Source organism: Arthrobacter sp. MYb221 (genome assembly GCF_002979835.1).
In the GTDB taxonomy this organism is placed as follows: domain Bacteria; phylum Actinomycetota; class Actinomycetes; order Actinomycetales; family Micrococcaceae; genus Glutamicibacter.
On the sequence record NZ_PCPW01000007.1, the window covers coordinates 219,641 to 236,507 of the forward strand.

The window sequence follows — 16,867 nt, forward strand, 5'->3', positions numbered from 1 at the left end:
AATCCAAAGGATGCGTTTGTCATGCAAGATACAAAAACTAACTTCTCCCTGCTTTCTGCAGAAGAAATTGCCGCGGCCAAGAAGATCTTGGTGACCGCGGGGATTTACGGACAGAACACCCGCATTGCCTACATGGGACTTGAAGATCCAAACCCGCAGGCCCCTGGGCGCAGGGTCCGCGCCATGCTGATGGACCGGCTGGAGAATGAGCCGAAGGATGTAGTCCTTGACCTCTCCACTGGGAAGATTGAAACGCTCGTGGAGCTGGATCCAGGGGCCACCGGCCAGCTGCCGGTGCTCGTGGAAGAATTCGAAATGGTCGAAGCAATCTTGGCCAAGAGCGAGGAGTGGGCCGCGGCCCTAGCCAAAAGAAATCTGAAGCCCGAGCAGGTTCGGGTCGCGCCATTATCCGCCGGCGTCTTCGAGTACCCGCAGGAATCCGGACGCCGGATCCTGCGCGGCCTGGCCTTCCGCCAGGACTTTGCCGAAGATTCCGCCTGGGCCCACCCGGTGGATGGGCTCGTGGTCTACCTCGACACCATCGCCGGCACCGTGGACCAGCTCCTGGATTTTGGTATCGTTCCGGTGCCGGAAACACATGGAAACTACACGGATCCGGAACTCACCGGTCCGGTCCGCACCACCCAACGACCGATCGAAATCACGCAGCCCGAGGGCGCAAGCTTCACGGTAACCGAGGGAAACCACGTCGAGTGGGAGAAATGGTCGCTGGATATCGGCTTCGATATGCGCGAAGGCCTAGTGCTCTACAACATCGCCTTTGACGACCAGGAGCAGCGCCGCCGCATCCTGGATCGCGCTTCCATCGCCGAAATGGTGGTCCCCTACGGCGACCCTTCTCCGGTGCGCAGCTGGCAGAACTATTTTGATACCGGCGAATACCTGGTGGGCCGATTCGCCAACTCGCTGGAACTGGGTTGTGACTGCCTCGGCGAGATCCACTACATCTCCCCGGTGATCACCGACGCCAACGGCGAGGCCCAAACAATTACCAACGGAATTTGCATGCACGAGGAGGATGCCTCGATTCTCGCAAAGCACTCCGATGATTGGTCGGGGGTCAAGTACACCCGGCGCAACCGTCGCCTGGTGATCAGCTTCTTCACCACCGTGGGCAACTACGACTACGGCTTCTACTGGTACCTCTACCTGGACGGCACCATCGAGTTCGAGGCCAAGGCCACCGGCGTCGTCTTCACCTCCGCCATGCTCGATGAGCGCTTCGCCTCCGAAATGGCACCGGGACTAGGGGCACCATTCCACCAGCACATCTTCGGCGCCCGCCTCGATTTCGCCCTCGACGGCGGCCCCAGCCAGGTCATCGAGGAGGAAGCCGTCCGCCTGCCGATCAGCGCAGAGAACCCGCGCGGCAACGCCTTCAGCCGTTCGCACACCGTGCTGGCCACCGAGCAGCAAGCGGTCCGCGATGCGAATATGGCCGCGGGACGTTCATGGGTAGTGACCAATCCCGAGTCGAAGAATTACCTCGGCAAGCCGGTAGGCTACAAGCTCATGCCGCAGGGGCTGCCGACCTTGCTTGCCGCCGAGGGCTCCTCGGTGCAGAAGCGTGCCGAATTTGCCTCCAAGGCCCTTTGGGTTACCCAGCGCAATGCGGCACAGCGCTACCCCACCGGAGATTTCGTCAACCAGAACCCGGGAGTTGCCGGCATTGGTTCTTGGATAGAGGAAGATAAGAACATTGACGGCGAGGCGGTGAGCCTCTGGCACACCTTTGCGCTGACCCATTTCCCACGCACCGAAGACTGGCCAATCATGCCGGTGGACACCGTTGGATTCAAGATCCGCCCCGAAGGGTTCTTTGACCGTTCACCGGCACTAGACGTCCCGGAACCAGCCAAGCACGGTTGCTGCTCAACCGCATCGGACTCCGCCGGTGGATGCTGCTCCACGAACAGCTAATCCCGTGCCGGCGGCTCTCCGGGTCCTGGTGGCCGCGACCCTCATCATGTCAGCTACCCATCTGGTGCTGCTCATCGCGGCGCCGCATGACCTTGGCTGGTCCTTGGTGCTGCTCCTCATGACCGCATGGTGCATAAAATGCGCGCTGGCGGTGGCGAAAGGCGAGTCACCGCAGGCGCTGATGCTGATGAGCGCGTTGATGGGGCTGGCGCACATCATCATGGTGCTAGGACTCCCCGGAGGCGCCGCCCATCACTCATCAGGCGCCGCGCCTGAACATGTTGCCCACGCCGTGCCAATGCTCGTGGTGGGAGTCGCCGAGCTCCTGCTGATGTTCTTCGCGGCCGTGTTACTCAACCGTTCACGAAGTCGGACGCCAAAACCGCAATACGCGGCAAATTAATCGCTGAGGATCAGATCATGGATCTGGTCCTCAGCCGTTTCATGTCATCATTTCGCTGCACAGAGAATTGAATTTTCCCTTGACCTGCCCGAGAAACCGGGCTTAGATAAGTAATGAATGACGTTCACTGCGAGGCAAGCACTCCGAGAAGAGGGATATCCGTGGCCAGCCAATGGCTATCGAATCATGCCGCGCACCGCATTGCCGCAAAACGCGATCCTGCCCTTCGGCAATCGGCATCCGTCATGCCTGCAATCCCTGGGGACCAGATCCCCGCTGCCATCCTGTGCCCGCTCGTGGTTCCCCTGTCGTAGCCCAACACAGCAAACTTCACACTGATACGACTCGAGGACCAATAATGAGCACGAATTTGCCCCTTACCTTTGACCGGCACGAAGCAAATGCCGCGGCCGGGCACATCAAAGAATCCCTGTCCGGTGCCAAGCACACCTCATACTGGCTTGATAACGAGCACCGCCCCGATGCAACGCACGCTTTAGACGGTTCGATCGAGGCAGACCTGCTCGTTGTCGGCGGTGGATATACCGGTCTCTGGACGGCGCTTCAAGCTAAAGAACGAGACCCCCACCGGGATGTGGTCCTCATCGAAGGGCAACGCATCGGCTGGGCTGCTTCGGGGCGCAATGGCGGTTTCTGCGAAGCCTCACTAGTACACGGTGAGGCCAACGGCGAAAACCACTTGCCTCGGGAAAATGCTCTGCTCGGCAAGCTGGGAACTCAAAACCTCGATGAGTTCCAAGCCACCGTCGAGCGCTATGGCATGGATGTGGAGTTCACTCGTGCTGGCGTACTCGAAGTGGCCACCGAGCCGCATCAGGTCCCTTGGGTTGCCGAAGCGGCCGAGTCCGAAGGCACCGAATATCTCGATGGCCAACAAGTCAAGGAAGTCATCAACTCCCCGGATTTCCTCGCGGGCTCCTTGGATCGAACGTCCACGGCGCTGGTGCACCCAGCAAAACTCGCTTGGGAACTGGCCCGGGTCTGCCGGGAGCTGGGAGTGCGCATCTACGAGCACACCCACGCTGCCGAGCTGAAAGAGGACAATGGGCAAATACTCGTATTGACGGCAGCCGGGCGCATTCGGGCCCAGCGCGTGGCCTTAGCCACCAACGTCTTCCCCTCCTTGCTCAAACGTCACCGGGCAAGGGTCATCCCCGTCTACGATTACGCGTTGATGACCGAACCGCTGACCGAAGAGCAACACCGTTCGCTGGGTTGGAAAGAGCCAGTCGGGCTGGCCGATCTGAACAATAGATTCCACTACGCCAGACCGACCGTAGATGAAAATGGCAACTGCCGGATCCTCTACGGGGGCTACGATGCCATTTACCATTTCGGTGGCAAAGTCCGCTCGAGCTACGACACCAATAACTCCACATTCGAGAAGCTCGCAGCCCATTTTTTCGGAAACTTCCCGCAGCTGAAGGACGTGAAGTTCTCCCACGCCTGGGGCGGGGCAATCGATACCTGCTCACGCTTCTTCTCCTTCTTTGACCTGGCTCACGGCGGCAAGGTGGCCTACTGCGCAGGATTCACCGGACTCGGTGTCGGCGCCACAAGATTCGGTGCGAAGGTCATGTTGGATCTGCTCTCGGGCGAAAAGACCGAGCTCACCGAGCTGGAAATGGTTCGCACCAAGCCGATTCCCTTCCCTCCGGAACCCGCCGCGTATGTCGGGGTTAAGCTCATGACCAGTCAGCTGATCAGCGCCGATCGCAATGAGGGTAAACGGCCGGCCTTCCTCAAGGTCATGGACAAGATCGGCATGGGCTTCGATTCCTAATGGCAGATGAAAACAGACCGCTAGCCACCCTCGTTGACGCTGCCAGCATCCCGCTAGCGGCCGAACCAATTCCGCAGCATCTGGAACTAGACGCGGCCGGCACCCGCACCGCCGTGCACGAGGTCGGTGACCTGGCCGGGACGTCCATCGGGATCTGGGAGATGTCGATCGGCGCAATGCGCGACATCGAAGCGGACGAATACTTCGTGGTGCTTTCCGGGTCCGGAAATATCAAGATTGCGCAGAGCGCGGGTTTCGCCGCGCAAGAAATTGAGCTATTCCCCGGTGCCCTGGTGCGGCTGCACGCCCAGATGCATACCGAATGGCGCGTCACGAAAACTCTGCGCAAGATCTATCTGAGTCTCTAGCCCGCAAAGAATCCACAAATCCAAGGAACGATAGAACATGTCAGGTTTCAATTTTTCACAAGGACACCAATTCATCAACGGCTCCTGGCGCCACGGTACCGGTGAGCTACTTATTCGAATCAATCCGGCGACCGGAGAGCAACTCGAAGAAGTTGATACTGCGAGCGTGGCCGAGGTAGACGAAGCGGTCCAGGCGGCGGCGAAGGCCTTCGAGATCTGGTCGGCCCTCACCCCCGGGGAGCGGTCCGATCATCTGTTGGCGCTGGCCCGCGAGCTGCAATCCCACGCACAGGTACTGGCCGAAGTGGAGACCGCGCAGACCGGCAAGAGCATGCGCATGTCCACCGAGTTTGATGTGCCCGGTTCGATCGACAACGTGAACTTCTTTGCTGGAGCCGCACGCAACCTGCAGGGTCTGGCTTCCGGAGATTACGCGGGTAATACGACCTCGATGATTCGCCGGGAGCCCATCGGCGTGGTTGGCTCTATCTCGCCGTGGAACTACCCCTTGCAGATGGCCGCTTGGAAAGTGTTGCCGGCCATCGCCGCCGGAAACACCATCGTGCTCAAACCCAGCGAGCTAACTCCCGGAACAAGCCTGCTCTTCGCTCAGGCCGCCAAGGATGCGGGTCTGCCCGACGGCGTGATCAACGTTGTGGTTGGCAGCGGCGCAAGCGTCGGTGAGGCATTGGTCAGGCACAAGCAGGTTCGCATGACTTCCTTTACCGGTTCCACCCAAGTCGGCCTGAAGGTCATGACGATGGCGGCCGAGACCGGAAAGCGTGTGCATCTGGAGCTCGGTGGCAAGGCTCCATTTGTGGTCTTCGACGACGCGGACATCGAGGCGGCAGCCCATGGGGCGGTTGCCGGTTCAACGATCAATGCGGGGCAGGACTGCACCGCCGCCACGCGCGCCTATGTGCATTCGTCGGTATTCGAGAAATTCACCCGGCGGGTTGCCCAGCTGATGGACGCCATGGTGGTCGGTGACCCGCAGGATCCGAACACCGATATGGGAGCACTGATCAGCGCGGCCCATCTGCAGAAGGTCTCCTCGATGGTGCAGCGCGCGGTTGGCTCCGGTGCCAGCGTCCTGGCCGGTGGACGCCGGCTCGAAGGCCCGGGGAACTTCTATCGTCCTACGCTGCTTGTTGGGGCCAGCCAAGATTCCGAGATCGTACAGCACGAGGTCTTTGGCCCGGTGCTGGTGGCCTTGCCTTTCGAAACCGATGAGGAAGCGATCGAGCTAGCCAACGATACTCCGTACGGCCTGGCTGCCAGCGCTTGGACTAAGGACCTTAACCGGGCCATGCGTGCCAGTGCGCAGATTCAGGCCGGATGCGTGTGGATCAATGAACACATCATCATCGTCTCCGAGATGCCTCACGGCGGCTACAAGTCCTCCGGCATGGGCAAGGACATGAGCCAGTATTCATTTGATGAATACACCAACGTCAAGCATGTGTTGATCTCGCACGACACGGATACTCACCGCGAATGGCAGAATACCGTGTTTCTGCAGCGCTAGACGGAACCCAGCAACTGGCCCAACTTTTTCGTAGCGTCTCCCGGAGAGGTGGTGGCGAAGAAATACTGGGCCAGTTGCTTTTGTCGCCCAGATACGCCGGCCTTGGCCAGTTCGGCCACACGCTGCGCCAGCCCGTTTGCCGAGCCCAATAGCTGCTCCTGCGGTAGGCGATCACGCAATTGCGAGGGGCGTTTTCCGGTCAGGAACAGCGGAACGTTTAACGCCACCGCGTCGTAGGCCATCGCCGAGGTGTCGCAGATCGCGACGTCTGCCCAAACCAATGACTGTCCCGGGTCGGCCAGCGGATCAAGTTCCGCGGCAAATCGGGTGCGTAGCGCCGCGATTTCGCGTTTGGTCGCTGCAGAATTGTCACCGGTTTTGGGATGTGGACGGAATCGCACCTCGAAGCGGCGGTCGCCCTCGAACTGGGTCAGGATGCTTTCACCCAACCGCACCACCGAGGAATAATCCATCGCCTCCGAGTCGCCCTCCCACGTCGGCGCGTAGAGCACTCGAATTTTTGTCGACGGGCTTTCAGGAGTCAACGCGTCCAGTTGCGGTCGGCCTATCTGCACCAGGTGCTTGATATCGAAACGAGCTATTGACTCGGAAATACGTGCCACGGCGGCCGGGCCGGCAACGCAGGCATAGTCATAGGCCTTGAGCTGGTTTGAAACCATGGAGGCCTTTTCGCTCTCCCCGTGGTTCAGGTGAATATGCGCCGGTCCATTAAAACGGAGCATGGTGAAATTGCGCTGTGAATTATTCACGTAGCAAATGGTCCTGGTTCCCAACTCGGTAAGCTTTCGCTCGATCTGCTCAATGGACCGCGTGAAGTAGACCGGCAATTTGCTGACCTTGAGCACTTCGCGGGCAGTCAATGCATCCATGACCACTACGCCGGCAGATTGCCCCTGCGCCGCCAACCGTTCGAAGGTTTCCAGCCAAACCCCAAGTTGGTAGAACTGTCCGGGACCCTCGGCGAAAAAGAGGACATTCTCCGCCTTATCCAAGTCTTGCTTGGCCTCGGCAATCTGCGTTCGCACCGCACGTTCAGCGAAAATTGACCTTGCACGGCCTGCGACTTGATTGACTTGGGAGGTAATCAGAGACATGCCTCTAGTCTACGTTTTAACTACTCGCCAATCGCGGAAGCCAAGGAGCTAATATTTTTCTCCATCCATTCAAGGTAGCTGGAGTCGTCGGTGATGGTTTCGCGGAAGTCCACTACCGCCACCTTGCCGGATTCGGCGCTCGCACGAAGTGCCGTAGTTTCAGGCCCTTCGGTCTGCACGTTATAAGCCAGCACATCCAGTTCGCCTGCATCCAGTGTGTCGCTCAATGACTTGAGCGTCAGCGGCGCGATCCCTTCGCCGGCTTCGACGGCTTCGCTCAGTCCAGCGGGAGTCTTATTTTCCATTCCTGCATCCTCGAGCAGATGGAATGGCACCGGCTCGGTCATGGCGTAGCTGCGCTTGCCAAGCTTCGCGGATGCGAGCTGCTCCTGCAATCCACCGATCCCCTCCGCGAAGCTTGCAGCGTTGGCTTTGAAGGTCTCGGCGTTTTCTGGGTCGGATTCGCCAAGCTCGGTAGCCAAACTGGCTGCGAGGGCTTCCATTGAATCCAGGTCATACCAAATATGTTCGTTGTATTCCGCGTGATCATGTCCAGCATGGTCATCGGCTGCTTCTTCTGCATGCTCGTGCTCGGCATGCTCCTCGCCCTCATGCTCATGCTCGGCATGCTCCTCGCCCTCATGCTCGGCATGCGCTTCGCCTTCTTCGTGCTCTGCCGCTACCGGAGAGGAGTCCACAGCGTGGATCAGCTGCACCTGTTCGGCTTGCTCGGCAGGCAACGAGGAAACCAGCGAGTCCATGAATTGGTCATAGCCGCCGCCGTTGGCCAAGACGATCGAGGCCTTGGACACGGTGAGCTTGTCCCGGGCGGTTGGCTCGTAAGAGTGCGGATCCTGCGCCGTGGAAGTGATAATTTCGGTGACCTCTACATGCTCGCCGCCGACAGCCCGGGCAATCTGCCCGTACACATTCATCGTTGTGACAACCTCAACCTTGCCACCGGCTGCTGGCTCCTCGGTGCCCTGCGCCTCGGCGGTTGTATTTGCCGAGCATCCTGCCAGCAGTAAGCCGGTCAGTGGGATCGTCACCAATGAGGCCAGCATTCCACGGTTTTTCATCTATTAGTCTCCATTCACCCATCACGCTATTGAGAACTATTCTACATTAGTTTTGAGAACCATTCGCACTTAGCGCTGCTCGCCGTCCGAGCGGCACACTGCTTTTACCGTGCGCACCGCCGGTACCAGTCGCCTTCACGACAACCACGGCGATAGCCGTGGTGACCGGGATCGCGAGGACCAAACCGATGGAGCCTATGAGGATTCGGATGACTTCCTCCGCCATCGAGCCCGAGCTCAGGGTGGTCCCGAAGCTTTGATCGCTCAATGCCGCGATGGCCAAGATCGGCAGTGCCGCACCGGCATAGGCGAAGGCAATCGTATACACGGTCGAGGCGATATGGTCGCGACCGATGCGCATGCCCTTGAAGAACAACTCCCTGGCCGAAGCATGCGGAGCGGTCTCCGCCAACTCCCAGACCGTTGCGGACTGGGTGATGGTGACGTCGTTCAACACACCCATGCCGCCCACCAGCAGGCCACAGATCAGCAGGCCGGGCAGGGATATTTGCGGCACCACGGTGGAGAGCGTCATCGCATGTTCATCATTGGCGCCGGTGAGCGCCGCGGCGTCGGTCAGCCACACCGCCAAACCGGCTGTCACCGCCAAGCCAAAGAGCGTTCCGAGCAGTGCGGTGGACGTTTTCGCGTTGAGCCCATGGGCGAAATACAACGCCACGAACATGATCGCGGTCGAACCCGTCAGCGCAATCAGCACGGGATTCCCGCCCTCCAACAACGCCGGCACCATGAAAATGATCATGAACGCGATGCCGCCAACGAGCCCAATGACCGCGCGAGCACCACGCCAGCCAGCTACCAGTACCACCACCAGGCCATAAGCCACCGCCAGCAGGGCCATCGGCAAGGTGCGCACGAAATCCACAAAGACATAGGGGCTGCCGCTGCCCGAGTCAACGCTTGACAGGTCCAAATATCGAATCTGGTCACCGGAACGCGCTTCGCGGGAATGCAGCGTCTCCGGCGGAATCTCCAGTTGAATTTCGGCGCCGCCACTATTTGGCATCAGGTAGGTGACGTTGCATTCCAGCGTCTTGCCTCCGACATCTTCAAGCCCGATGCTCGAGGGGCAGTCCTCGATCGCCGATCTGGTCACGGTGCCGACCTGCATGCTCGCGCCACCGGTTGTCTCCATTGCGCCGTTCAGGGCAAAGCGATCATAGTTGCCCTGCGGCCAGAGCGCGATGACCATGATCAAAGCGAGCGCCCCGACGGGGGCGAGCAGGGCCCACAGAATGATTGAAGCGCGGCGCCTGCGGCTCGGGTCTTGCAAAATCGGCTGATCGTGATGGTGATGCCCCACGTGCGGTGTACTCCTCAAAGGAATTTTCAGAACTCGTCGCGCCCAAGTCTAGTCAGCCAACCTGTACACCCGGTAATGAACACCCCTAAAGGATGATCCAACAAATCCTCCGCAAGGTTCATACCTAAAGAACCTGTTCGGGGCGAAAATTGTATTATGAGCATGCCAGAGATAAATGGGCCTACACCCAATGCAGCAAGCGCCGATGAACCTCGATACGAGTTCCATCGTCTGATGCGCCGGGATCCGAAGTATGCATGGTGGCGCCCCTTGGCATTGCTGGGAACGGCCACGGGTTTCTACCTGGTGGCAATCGTCATCTTGCTCATAGGCCTCATGATCGTGCTCTTCAGCTCGCTGGGGACGCGGCTTGACGAGCCGACCGATCCGGTGATGATGGCTTTCGACAGCATGAACATGGCCGACCCTGCGGTCTTCCTCTTCACCATGCTCTCGCTGATCGTATTGATCCCGGTAGCGTATTTCGCCTACCTGCTGCTCGGCCCCAAACCACTGGGGCTCTTGATCTCCGTGGCCGGCAGGATTCGCTGGAAATGGCTGGGCCTGTGCACCGGGATCGCGGTCGTGCTCTATGCAGTTTATTTTGGGATTAGTTTAGGCATCGAGGCCGCCGGCCTCGTGGCTCCGACGAATGTCCCCGCAGAGAACCTCCCCGCGAATCCGCTCTTCTTCGCCTTGCTCGTGGTGCTGCTGGTGCCGTTCCAGGCAGCGGCGGAGGAAATCGTATTCCGCGGGATGCTCATGCAAACCATTGGCAGCTGGCTTAAACACCCGTTGTTCGCGATATTGCTTCCGGTGCCGCTATTCACCTTTGGCCACTTATACGATATTTACGGGCTGCTTGATGTGGCGTTCTTCGCCATAGCCGCAGGATTCCTCACCTGGCGCACCGGCGGCTTGGAAGCGGCCATCGCAATACACGTGATCAACAATGTGGGCTTGTTCCTGCTGGCCGCCGTCGGAGCGGTCGATATCAACGCCACGCAATCGTCGCTCTCTAGCCTGCTTACTTCGATAGGATTCACCGCGCTGGTGACCTACATCCTGCTTTGGGTGGCCAAGCGGCGGCATATCGAGAGAACGGCCGGGCCGGCACCGCAGCGCCGTGCCCCACAGCTGTTGCAGCCTTGGCCGGCGCCCTATCCTGCGGTTCCGCCGGCACCGGCGTATTGGGCTCCGCCCGCCCCGCAGAGCGGTTCGGCCTACGCTCCGGCGCAGCCACCGCTGGAAGGCTACCCCAATCCCAGCCAGCCGGACGCGAACCCCCACGACCATAACGCACCTAACCCGTAGCTAGGGTGGCGCTAAAAAGCTTCGCCGGTGAGCACGCATCATGCGCTCTCACCGGCGAAGCTTTCTCGGTTTTAGGACTTGGCCCAGCGCAGCAAGGCTGCGATGCCCACACCATCGGGAAGAATCGAGTCGGGAACGTAACGGATTGTGGCATCCGTCAACGCCGTCGCTCGAAGCAGCACCTCTGGAGCCGGCCACTGCCCCATGACCAGGTCCGAATGATCATCGCCCTCTTCATGGGCCACCCAAGGTTCGGCGGATAGCGCCCGCAGCGTGTGTTCATCTTGATACTGTCCAACGAGCACCACTTCTGCCTGAGCGGATTGCAGCGCTGTCACCACCTCGGCGAGGCCTACGGCCAGTTGCGCGCGACCGTTGCCAGCCTGAGCCGACACCCGCTGCTCAAGCTCCGCTATCGCTTCGGCGTGCGTATCGGAGACTAACTGCGAAATGCGGTCATCAACCTGCTTGGTATCCGCGCCGCCGGTGCGCGTGTGCGCATCCAAGACCTCGACATACGGCTTGAGCGCCACCGGAAGCATCCCAGCGATGGCCTCTCGCGATTTCACGTCACCGGAAAGCACAATGAGCCTGATATAGGTGTCCTTGCACATTTCGGTGATCAGTTCCGCAACTTCCTCGGCGTTGCGTCGCGCCATCTCATCGGCCGCGGACTGATTCTTCGGCTGGTCATACTCGCCTGGCACCTTGCGTGCATGGTGGGTTTCTTCCGGTGAGCCCACGATCCCGCGGCTGCCCACTCGCTCCGGGGACGTGGTGTTGTACAGGTGCACCTCTCCGCCATCGCGCCCGACCTCGGCCACAAGATAGGAAAATGCCCCACCCCGCGCCCTGGCTAGGGCGGTGAAATTCGGAAATGGTCCCGCATCCACGGCGGCGGATTCGACCTTCAGTCCGGGAATGAGTTCGTTGAGTACCACCGTCCCGTCATGGACTGCGATGAATCGAGCTACCGGTGCACGAAGCCCCTTCGCCGGTTCCAAAGCCCCGGTCACAGCTTCAATATCATTGGAGCTGGCCTGCTGGCTTTTCAGTAGTTTGGCCACTTCCCCCGGCAATCGGTCAGCTGCTTCGTGCGCCGCGGTGGTTCCCAATGATGCATCCACCAAAGCGGTGCACCACGAACCATTTTCCCGATAAAGCGAAGCGTCGATTCCATTAGAATCCGCGCGTAGTGCCATGCTGACTCCCTTCCGCACGCGACCCCTGGCCGCCGTGCGACTAGCTCCGTGTGACTAACCTAACACCGCGCGTCGATAGCTGGAAGAGCAAAGCGAAAAGATCGCATGGGCAAAGCTCAAATAGCCACCCGACCTAAGTTTTTTACCAGCGTCCACGCCAGTAATGCGAGGGGTGCGACTTGCTGGCCCCCAAGACCTGCGCGGCGCGGTTTGGCCACTGCGGGTCGCCCAATGCCGCCCGTCCGATGCATACGCCGTCGGCCTGTCCGGTCACCAATATCTGCTCGGCCTGATGGGCTTCGGTAATTCCGCCCACGGCGGTCACAAAGGCGTCATCTGGCAGTGCCTGCTTAACCGCCTGGGCCAATGGGACTTGGTATCCGGGACCGCTGGGGCCATGGAAGGCACCGATTCCGGCGCTGGAAAGGTCAAAGGCCCGCACTCCTGCCGCGTAGAGCTCCTCGGCCAATTTAATGGTGTCGGCGATGCGCCAGCCGGCTTCGACCCAATCGTCTCCAGAGAAGCGAATGCCCAGGGCCTTGTTCTCGGGCCAGCTGGCCGCGACCGCATGCACGATCTCGCGAAGGTAGCGTGTGCGGTTTTCCCAGCTTCCGCCATACTCATCGGTTCGCTTATTCGACAATGGCGAGAGGAACTGGTGAATCAAGTATCCATGGGCCGCATGGATTTGTATCATGTCAAAACCTGCAGCATCGGCACGCTTCGCCGCCGCGGCCCAGGCTTGGACGGAGTCAGCGATCTGCTCTTGAGTCATTCCGCTCGCTGGTTTCAGACCGTAAATTTCGCTCGGCGTGGAGGTGACGGTGTCCCACCCTCCCTCGGACACGGCGAGGCTTCCGGTCTTCTGCTCTGCTTCGAGCTCCTGGAGCCAGCTATAGGTCGAGGCCTTCGCCCCGGCGTGAGCCAGCTGGATGGCCGTTGCGGCACCGTGCGCGTGCACGTATTCGTTGACGCGTGCCCATGATTGGACCTGCTCCTCGTTCCAGATTCCGGCGTCACGATCCGAGATCCGGCCTTCGGGTACCACCGCCGAAGCTTCGGTGACGATCAGCGAAAAACCGCCATGGGCCATCGAGCCGAGGTGAACTAGCTGCCAGTCCGTGGGCACGCCGTCTGTCTTGTCAACGGCGTACTGGCACATAGGTGGCAGCACGACCCGGTTGCGCAGCATCAGGCCCGCTCCGCTGCGCGTAGGGATGGTGACTGGGGTGAACAATTTACTTAGAGGCATATCTAGTGTGACGCTGTAGCCCCGGATATTATTCCAACAGGCAAGTTGCCATGAGCTGGGGCATGCTAGTTTGCGAGCACGGCAACTGCCACGCTGAAGTACACGATCAGCCCGGCGGCATCCACAAAAGTTGAGATGAATGGATTCGAGAAGACCGCAGGATCGACTTTCAGCCATTTGCCGATAATCGGCATGATGCCGCCGACTCCTGCCGCTATCGTGCACAGTGCCACCAGCGTGATCCCGATAATCAGCGCAATGGATCCGCCGAAGATGAATCCGGCCAGCGCAAATCCGAGGGTTCCCAGGCATAATCCGAGGATGAGCCCCACACAGAGCTCACGCAGCATGACCCGCCCGAGGTCCCCGACGCGAACATCGCCCATCGCAATTGCTCGGGTGACCGTGGTCGCCGCCTGGTTTCCGGTGTTGCCGCCGATGCCGACGATCAGTGGAATGAACAAGCTGAGCACCACCATCGACTCGAGGGTTTCTTCGAAACTCGAAAGCACCTGGACCGTGAGGCTTGCCCCGACGGCAAGCACCAGCAGCCATATAATGCGGCTTTTTACCAGAGAACCCACCGCGGTGCTCAGGTAGGGACGCCGCAGAGGTTCGGCACCGGAACCGCGCGCAGCGCGTTCCTCATCGGCCGCGGCGAGAATCGAGATCGCGTCGGTGGAGCTAAAGACTCCGACAACCCGCTGCTCGGAATCCACCACCGGGATCAGCAGTTCCTTGCTAAGCACCACTTGGCGAGCCGCCTCGGTTGCGGGCTGCTCGGCGTGCAGACCGGCGCCAACGGTGAGCAGCTCCGATACCCGCTGTTCTTCGTCGGCGGCCATCAGTGCGCGCAGTGAAACTACCCCGAGCAAGCGACGCGTTTCATCGGTCACTACCAGCGTGTAGATACTCTCTGCACTTTCCAATTGGCCTCGTACCCGTTGCAGGCTTTCGGCAACGCTCAGCTCTGGGCGGGTCGTGACAAAGTAAGGATTCATCAGGTGCCCCACCACCCCAGCGCGATACCCGAGCAGGACGTTGACCGCCTCGCGCTGCTCCGGGGCTAGGCCTCGCAGCAGTTTCGCCGCAAGCTGCGCCGGTAGTTCATCGAGCAGCGCCACGCGATCATCGGTTGCCATCCCGGCAAAGGTTTCGCTGACCGCGTCCTGCTGCAAGCTGCCAATCAGTTCGGCCTGGATGGCAGGATCCAGGCGTTGGAAAACACCAAGGGCTTGATCCTTGGCGAGCAGCCGGTAGACGATTGCCATGTCTTTGGCCGGCAGCCGGTGCAGCTGCTGGAGGGTTTGCTGCAAGCTCAGCCCGCGCAGCAGGAAGGCAAGCTCGTTGAAATCCGGTGAGCCGAGATGCTCCTGGATCAGCATTGAAATAGTAGAGAAGTCTACTTCTTTGGAAATGTGCAAGGTCATCAGCCCAAACGGTGTATTGGCGCATCATTCCAGAGGTGCGGGCGAATCACCGGCAGGCGTTCACCTAGCGAAATCTAGGAGAAAAGTCCATCAGTGATCGTTTGCGGGAATCATGCGTGGAGGAGGGATTTGAAGCGCGGCTCTCCAAAGCTCACTCACCGCTGCACAGGAATTGTCGTGTAGCTCAGCGGCTGAAATGCGGAGGTCGCGAGGACATAGATCGACTAGAACCGTCGTCCATGCAGCTCACCTCCTGGAATCCGTTCGGGTGTACGCCCGAGAACCTTCTCCTTAGTTCTATCATCATCTTGGGCAATAGTTGCCACGTAGGCGACAAGATCACATCCGCCAGATGAAAAAGCGTGCGGCGGGCAAGAGCCCACCGCACGCTTATTCGGGGTGCTGAATTAGCATTCAACCACGTTGACGGCCAGGCCGCCCATTGCGGTTTCCTTGTACTTGTCGCTCATATCCTTGCCCGTCTCGCGCATGGTGATGATGACTTCATCCAAGGTGACGTGGTGTTCGCCGTCGCCCATCAACGCCATCTTGGCCGCGTTCACCGCCTTGGAAGCGGCAATCGCGTTGCGTTCAATGCATGGAATCTGCACGAGGCCGCCGATCGGGTCGCAAGTGAGTCCAAGGTTATGTTCCATGGCAATCTCCGCGGCGTTTTCAACCTGGGCTGGGGTGCCGCCAAGAATTTCGGCTAGCCCACCGGCCGCCATCGACGAAGCCGAACCAACTTCGCCCTGGCAACCGACCTCGGCACCGGAGATCGAGGCCTGTTCCTTGTACAGCACGCCAACGGCACCGGCGGTGAGCAGGAAGCGAACCACGGCGTCGTTCTTTTCCTCTTCGTTCCAGTACTTGGCCCCTGGTGCGTAGTGGGTTGCGTAGAACAGGACGGCAGGGATGATGCCCGCGGCACCGTTGGTTGGAGCTGTCACGACGCGACCGCCCGAAGCGTTTTCTTCATTGACGGCCAGCGCCACGAGGTTGATCCATTCCTGCCAGTAGACCGGATCGCGGTCCTTGTCTTCCTTACGCAAGCGTTCGTGCCATTCTGGTGCGCGGCGGCGAACCTTCAATCCTCCGGGAAGCACGCCGGTGCGTTCGAGCGATGCGTCCTTGCACTGTTCCATCACCTCGTAGATGTGGACGAGGCCGGAACGGATTTCTTCCCGGGTACGGAAGGTCTCCTCATTGGCCATCATGATCTCGGCAATCGACTTGCCGGTATCCTGCGTATGTTCCATCAGGCGCGCAGCAGTAGTAAAGGGATACGGCTGCTGCTTGACCTTCTTTTCGATATTCTTCTCAATACGTTCTTCGGTGCCTTCGCGGACAATGAAACCGCCGCCGACGGAGAAGAACGTTTCGTTGAGCAGTTCTGCGCCTGCTGCATCCAAGGCTATGAACTTCACGCCGTTGGTGTGCCGGGGCAGGACGGTCAATGGGTGCTGAATCATGTCACTGACCTTGTAATTCAGGTCCTTGCGCACCTCCAGCTGAGACCCGAGACGAAGAATACCGGTGGATTCCATCTGTGCCAGACGCTCATCTACCTGTGCCGGGAGAATGGCTTCAGGTTCGAAGCCCTCCAGCCCGAGCATAATTGCGGTGAAGGTCCCGTGCCCGCGTCCGGTCGCTGCAAGCGAACCGTACACGTCGATGCGCAGGGATTCGAGTGCCTCAATCTTCCCCTCGCGAATTACCTGGGCAATGAATGCGTGCGCCGCACGCATTGGTCCCACGGTGTGGCTGGAGGACGGTCCGATACCAACCGAGAAAAGATCGAATACGCTAACCGCCATGACGGTTCACATCCTTAGAACTTGGGGCAATAGGTGATGCTCACACCTAATGTGTGTGGTGAGGCAGAGAATAGGATGATCCCCGTCCCCGGTGATGCACGATAGTGGCCTGTTTGGCATTCGCACAAGAGACGAAAGGCCCGGAACGCGATGTTTTTGCTTTCCGGGCCTTCCTTACTTAAAAGCTGCTACTCGGAAACCTTCGCGAGTTCCGGGTAGAGCGGGTGAGCCTGCGCCAGATCCAGCACACGCTGCTTCAACTCCGGCAACACACCAGCATTACCATCAGC

13 protein-coding genes are annotated in these 16,867 nt (G+C 59.8%); 6 read left to right on the forward strand and 7 right to left on the reverse strand.

What is annotated here, in order from left to right:
* The first annotated feature begins 21 nt into the window (after positions 1-21).
* The 5 genes from CQ015_RS10915 to CQ015_RS10935 all read left to right on the forward strand — a co-directional run bounded on the left by CQ015_RS10915 (position 22) and on the right by CQ015_RS10935 (position 6,044).
* Positions 22-1,941 carry a primary-amine oxidase gene (locus CQ015_RS10915; RefSeq protein WP_105553319.1) on the forward strand — a complete coding sequence of 640 codons (1,920 nt, stop codon included), beginning with the start codon at positions 22-24 and terminating at the stop codon, positions 1,939-1,941.
* 4 nt (positions 1,942-1,945) lie between these two features.
* The gene (locus CQ015_RS10920; protein WP_105568673.1) at positions 1,946-2,344 is read left to right on the forward strand and encodes a hypothetical protein; all 399 of its coding nucleotides are present in this window, start codon (positions 1,946-1,948) and stop codon (positions 2,342-2,344) included.
* Between the two features lie 358 nt (positions 2,345-2,702).
* Complete coding sequence (locus CQ015_RS10925; RefSeq protein ID WP_105553321.1) at positions 2,703-4,148, forward strand: FAD-binding oxidoreductase; 1,446 nt, start codon at positions 2,703-2,705, stop codon at positions 4,146-4,148.
* Positions 4,148-4,516, forward strand: coding sequence for a cupin domain-containing protein (locus tag CQ015_RS10930; RefSeq protein WP_105553322.1), 369 nt, complete (start codon positions 4,148-4,150; stop codon positions 4,514-4,516). Before CQ015_RS10925 ends, CQ015_RS10930 begins: the two co-directional genes overlap by 1 nt.
* Positions 4,517-4,553: 37 nt before the next feature.
* Positions 4,554-6,044 (forward strand): gamma-aminobutyraldehyde dehydrogenase, encoded by a 1,491-nt coding sequence (locus CQ015_RS10935; protein WP_105553323.1) that lies wholly within the window; start codon positions 4,554-4,556, stop codon positions 6,042-6,044.
* Here CQ015_RS10935 and CQ015_RS10940 read toward each other — a convergent pair.
* The 3 genes from CQ015_RS10940 to CQ015_RS10950 are packed head-to-tail and all read right to left on the reverse strand — an operon-like array spanning position 6,041 to position 9,562.
* Positions 6,041-7,159: a CDP-glycerol glycerophosphotransferase family protein gene (locus CQ015_RS10940; RefSeq protein WP_105553324.1), complete on the reverse strand. Its 1,119-nt coding sequence runs from the start codon at positions 7,157-7,159 to the stop codon at positions 6,041-6,043. The two genes, CQ015_RS10935 and CQ015_RS10940, sit on opposite strands and share 4 nt — an antisense overlap.
* Positions 7,160-7,179: 20 nt before the next feature.
* Positions 7,180-8,238, reverse strand: a complete 1,059-nt coding sequence (locus tag CQ015_RS10945) for a metal ABC transporter solute-binding protein, Zn/Mn family (RefSeq protein ID WP_105553325.1) — start codon at positions 8,236-8,238, stop codon at positions 7,180-7,182.
* Positions 8,239-8,284: 46 nt separating this feature from the next.
* Positions 8,285-9,562 carry a YibE/F family protein gene (locus CQ015_RS10950; RefSeq protein ID WP_105650106.1) on the reverse strand — a complete coding sequence of 426 codons (1,278 nt, stop codon included), beginning with the start codon at positions 9,560-9,562 and terminating at the stop codon, positions 8,285-8,287.
* A gap of 156 nt (positions 9,563-9,718) precedes the next feature.
* Between CQ015_RS10950 and CQ015_RS10955 the strand changes: the two genes are divergently transcribed.
* Positions 9,719-10,876 (forward strand): CPBP family intramembrane glutamic endopeptidase, encoded by a 1,158-nt coding sequence (locus tag CQ015_RS10955; protein ID WP_105650107.1) that lies wholly within the window; start codon positions 9,719-9,721, stop codon positions 10,874-10,876.
* Positions 10,877-10,947: 71 nt separating this feature from the next.
* Here the strand turns inward: CQ015_RS10955 and CQ015_RS10960 are convergent, their stop codons facing one another.
* The 4 genes from CQ015_RS10960 to CQ015_RS10975 form a co-directional block, all read right to left on the reverse strand.
* Complete coding sequence (locus tag CQ015_RS10960; protein WP_258133549.1) at positions 10,948-12,078, reverse strand: hypothetical protein; 1,131 nt, start codon at positions 12,076-12,078, stop codon at positions 10,948-10,950.
* 142 nt (positions 12,079-12,220) lie between these two features.
* Positions 12,221-13,330 carry a tRNA-dihydrouridine synthase gene (locus CQ015_RS10965; RefSeq protein WP_105553328.1) on the reverse strand — a complete coding sequence of 370 codons (1,110 nt, stop codon included), beginning with the start codon at positions 13,328-13,330 and terminating at the stop codon, positions 12,221-12,223.
* A 65-nt stretch (positions 13,331-13,395) separates the two neighbouring features.
* On the reverse strand, positions 13,396-14,760 hold the full coding sequence (gene mgtE, locus CQ015_RS10970) for a magnesium transporter (RefSeq protein ID WP_105650108.1): 1,365 nt from the start codon (positions 14,758-14,760) through the stop codon (positions 13,396-13,398).
* Between the two features lie 407 nt (positions 14,761-15,167).
* Positions 15,168-16,577: an L-serine ammonia-lyase gene (locus tag CQ015_RS10975; protein ID WP_105568667.1), complete on the reverse strand. Its 1,410-nt coding sequence runs from the start codon at positions 16,575-16,577 to the stop codon at positions 15,168-15,170.
* Positions 16,578-16,867: the final 290 nt, after the last annotated feature.

Excerpts from the sequence above, each read along its gene's own strand:
- CQ015_RS10915 (WP_105553319.1), top strand. The coding sequence starts at position 22 with ATGCAAGATACAAAAACTAACTTCTCCCTGCTTTCTGCAGAAGAAATT.
- CQ015_RS10925 (WP_105553321.1), top strand. The coding sequence starts at position 2,703 with ATGAGCACGAATTTGCCCCTTACCTTTGACCGGCACGAAGCAAATGCC.
- CQ015_RS10930 (WP_105553322.1), top strand. The coding sequence starts at position 4,148 with ATGGCAGATGAAAACAGACCGCTAGCCACCCTCGTTGACGCTGCCAGC.
- CQ015_RS10935 (WP_105553323.1), top strand. The coding sequence starts at position 4,554 with ATGTCAGGTTTCAATTTTTCACAAGGACACCAATTCATCAACGGCTCC.
- CQ015_RS10940 (WP_105553324.1), bottom strand. The coding sequence starts at position 7,159 with ATGTCTCTGATTACCTCCCAAGTCAATCAAGTCGCAGGCCGTGCAAGG.
- CQ015_RS10945 (WP_105553325.1), bottom strand. The coding sequence starts at position 8,238 with ATGAAAAACCGTGGAATGCTGGCCTCATTGGTGACGATCCCACTGACC.
- CQ015_RS10955 (WP_105650107.1), top strand. The coding sequence starts at position 9,719 with ATGAGCATGCCAGAGATAAATGGGCCTACACCCAATGCAGCAAGCGCC.
- CQ015_RS10960 (WP_258133549.1), bottom strand. The coding sequence starts at position 12,078 with ATGGCACTACGCGCGGATTCTAATGGAATCGACGCTTCGCTTTATCGG.
- CQ015_RS10965 (WP_105553328.1), bottom strand. The coding sequence starts at position 13,330 with ATGCCTCTAAGTAAATTGTTCACCCCAGTCACCATCCCTACGCGCAGC.
- mgtE (WP_105650108.1), bottom strand. The coding sequence starts at position 14,760 with ATGACCTTGCACATTTCCAAAGAAGTAGACTTCTCTACTATTTCAATG.
- CQ015_RS10975 (WP_105568667.1), bottom strand. The coding sequence starts at position 16,577 with ATGGCGGTTAGCGTATTCGATCTTTTCTCGGTTGGTATCGGACCGTCC.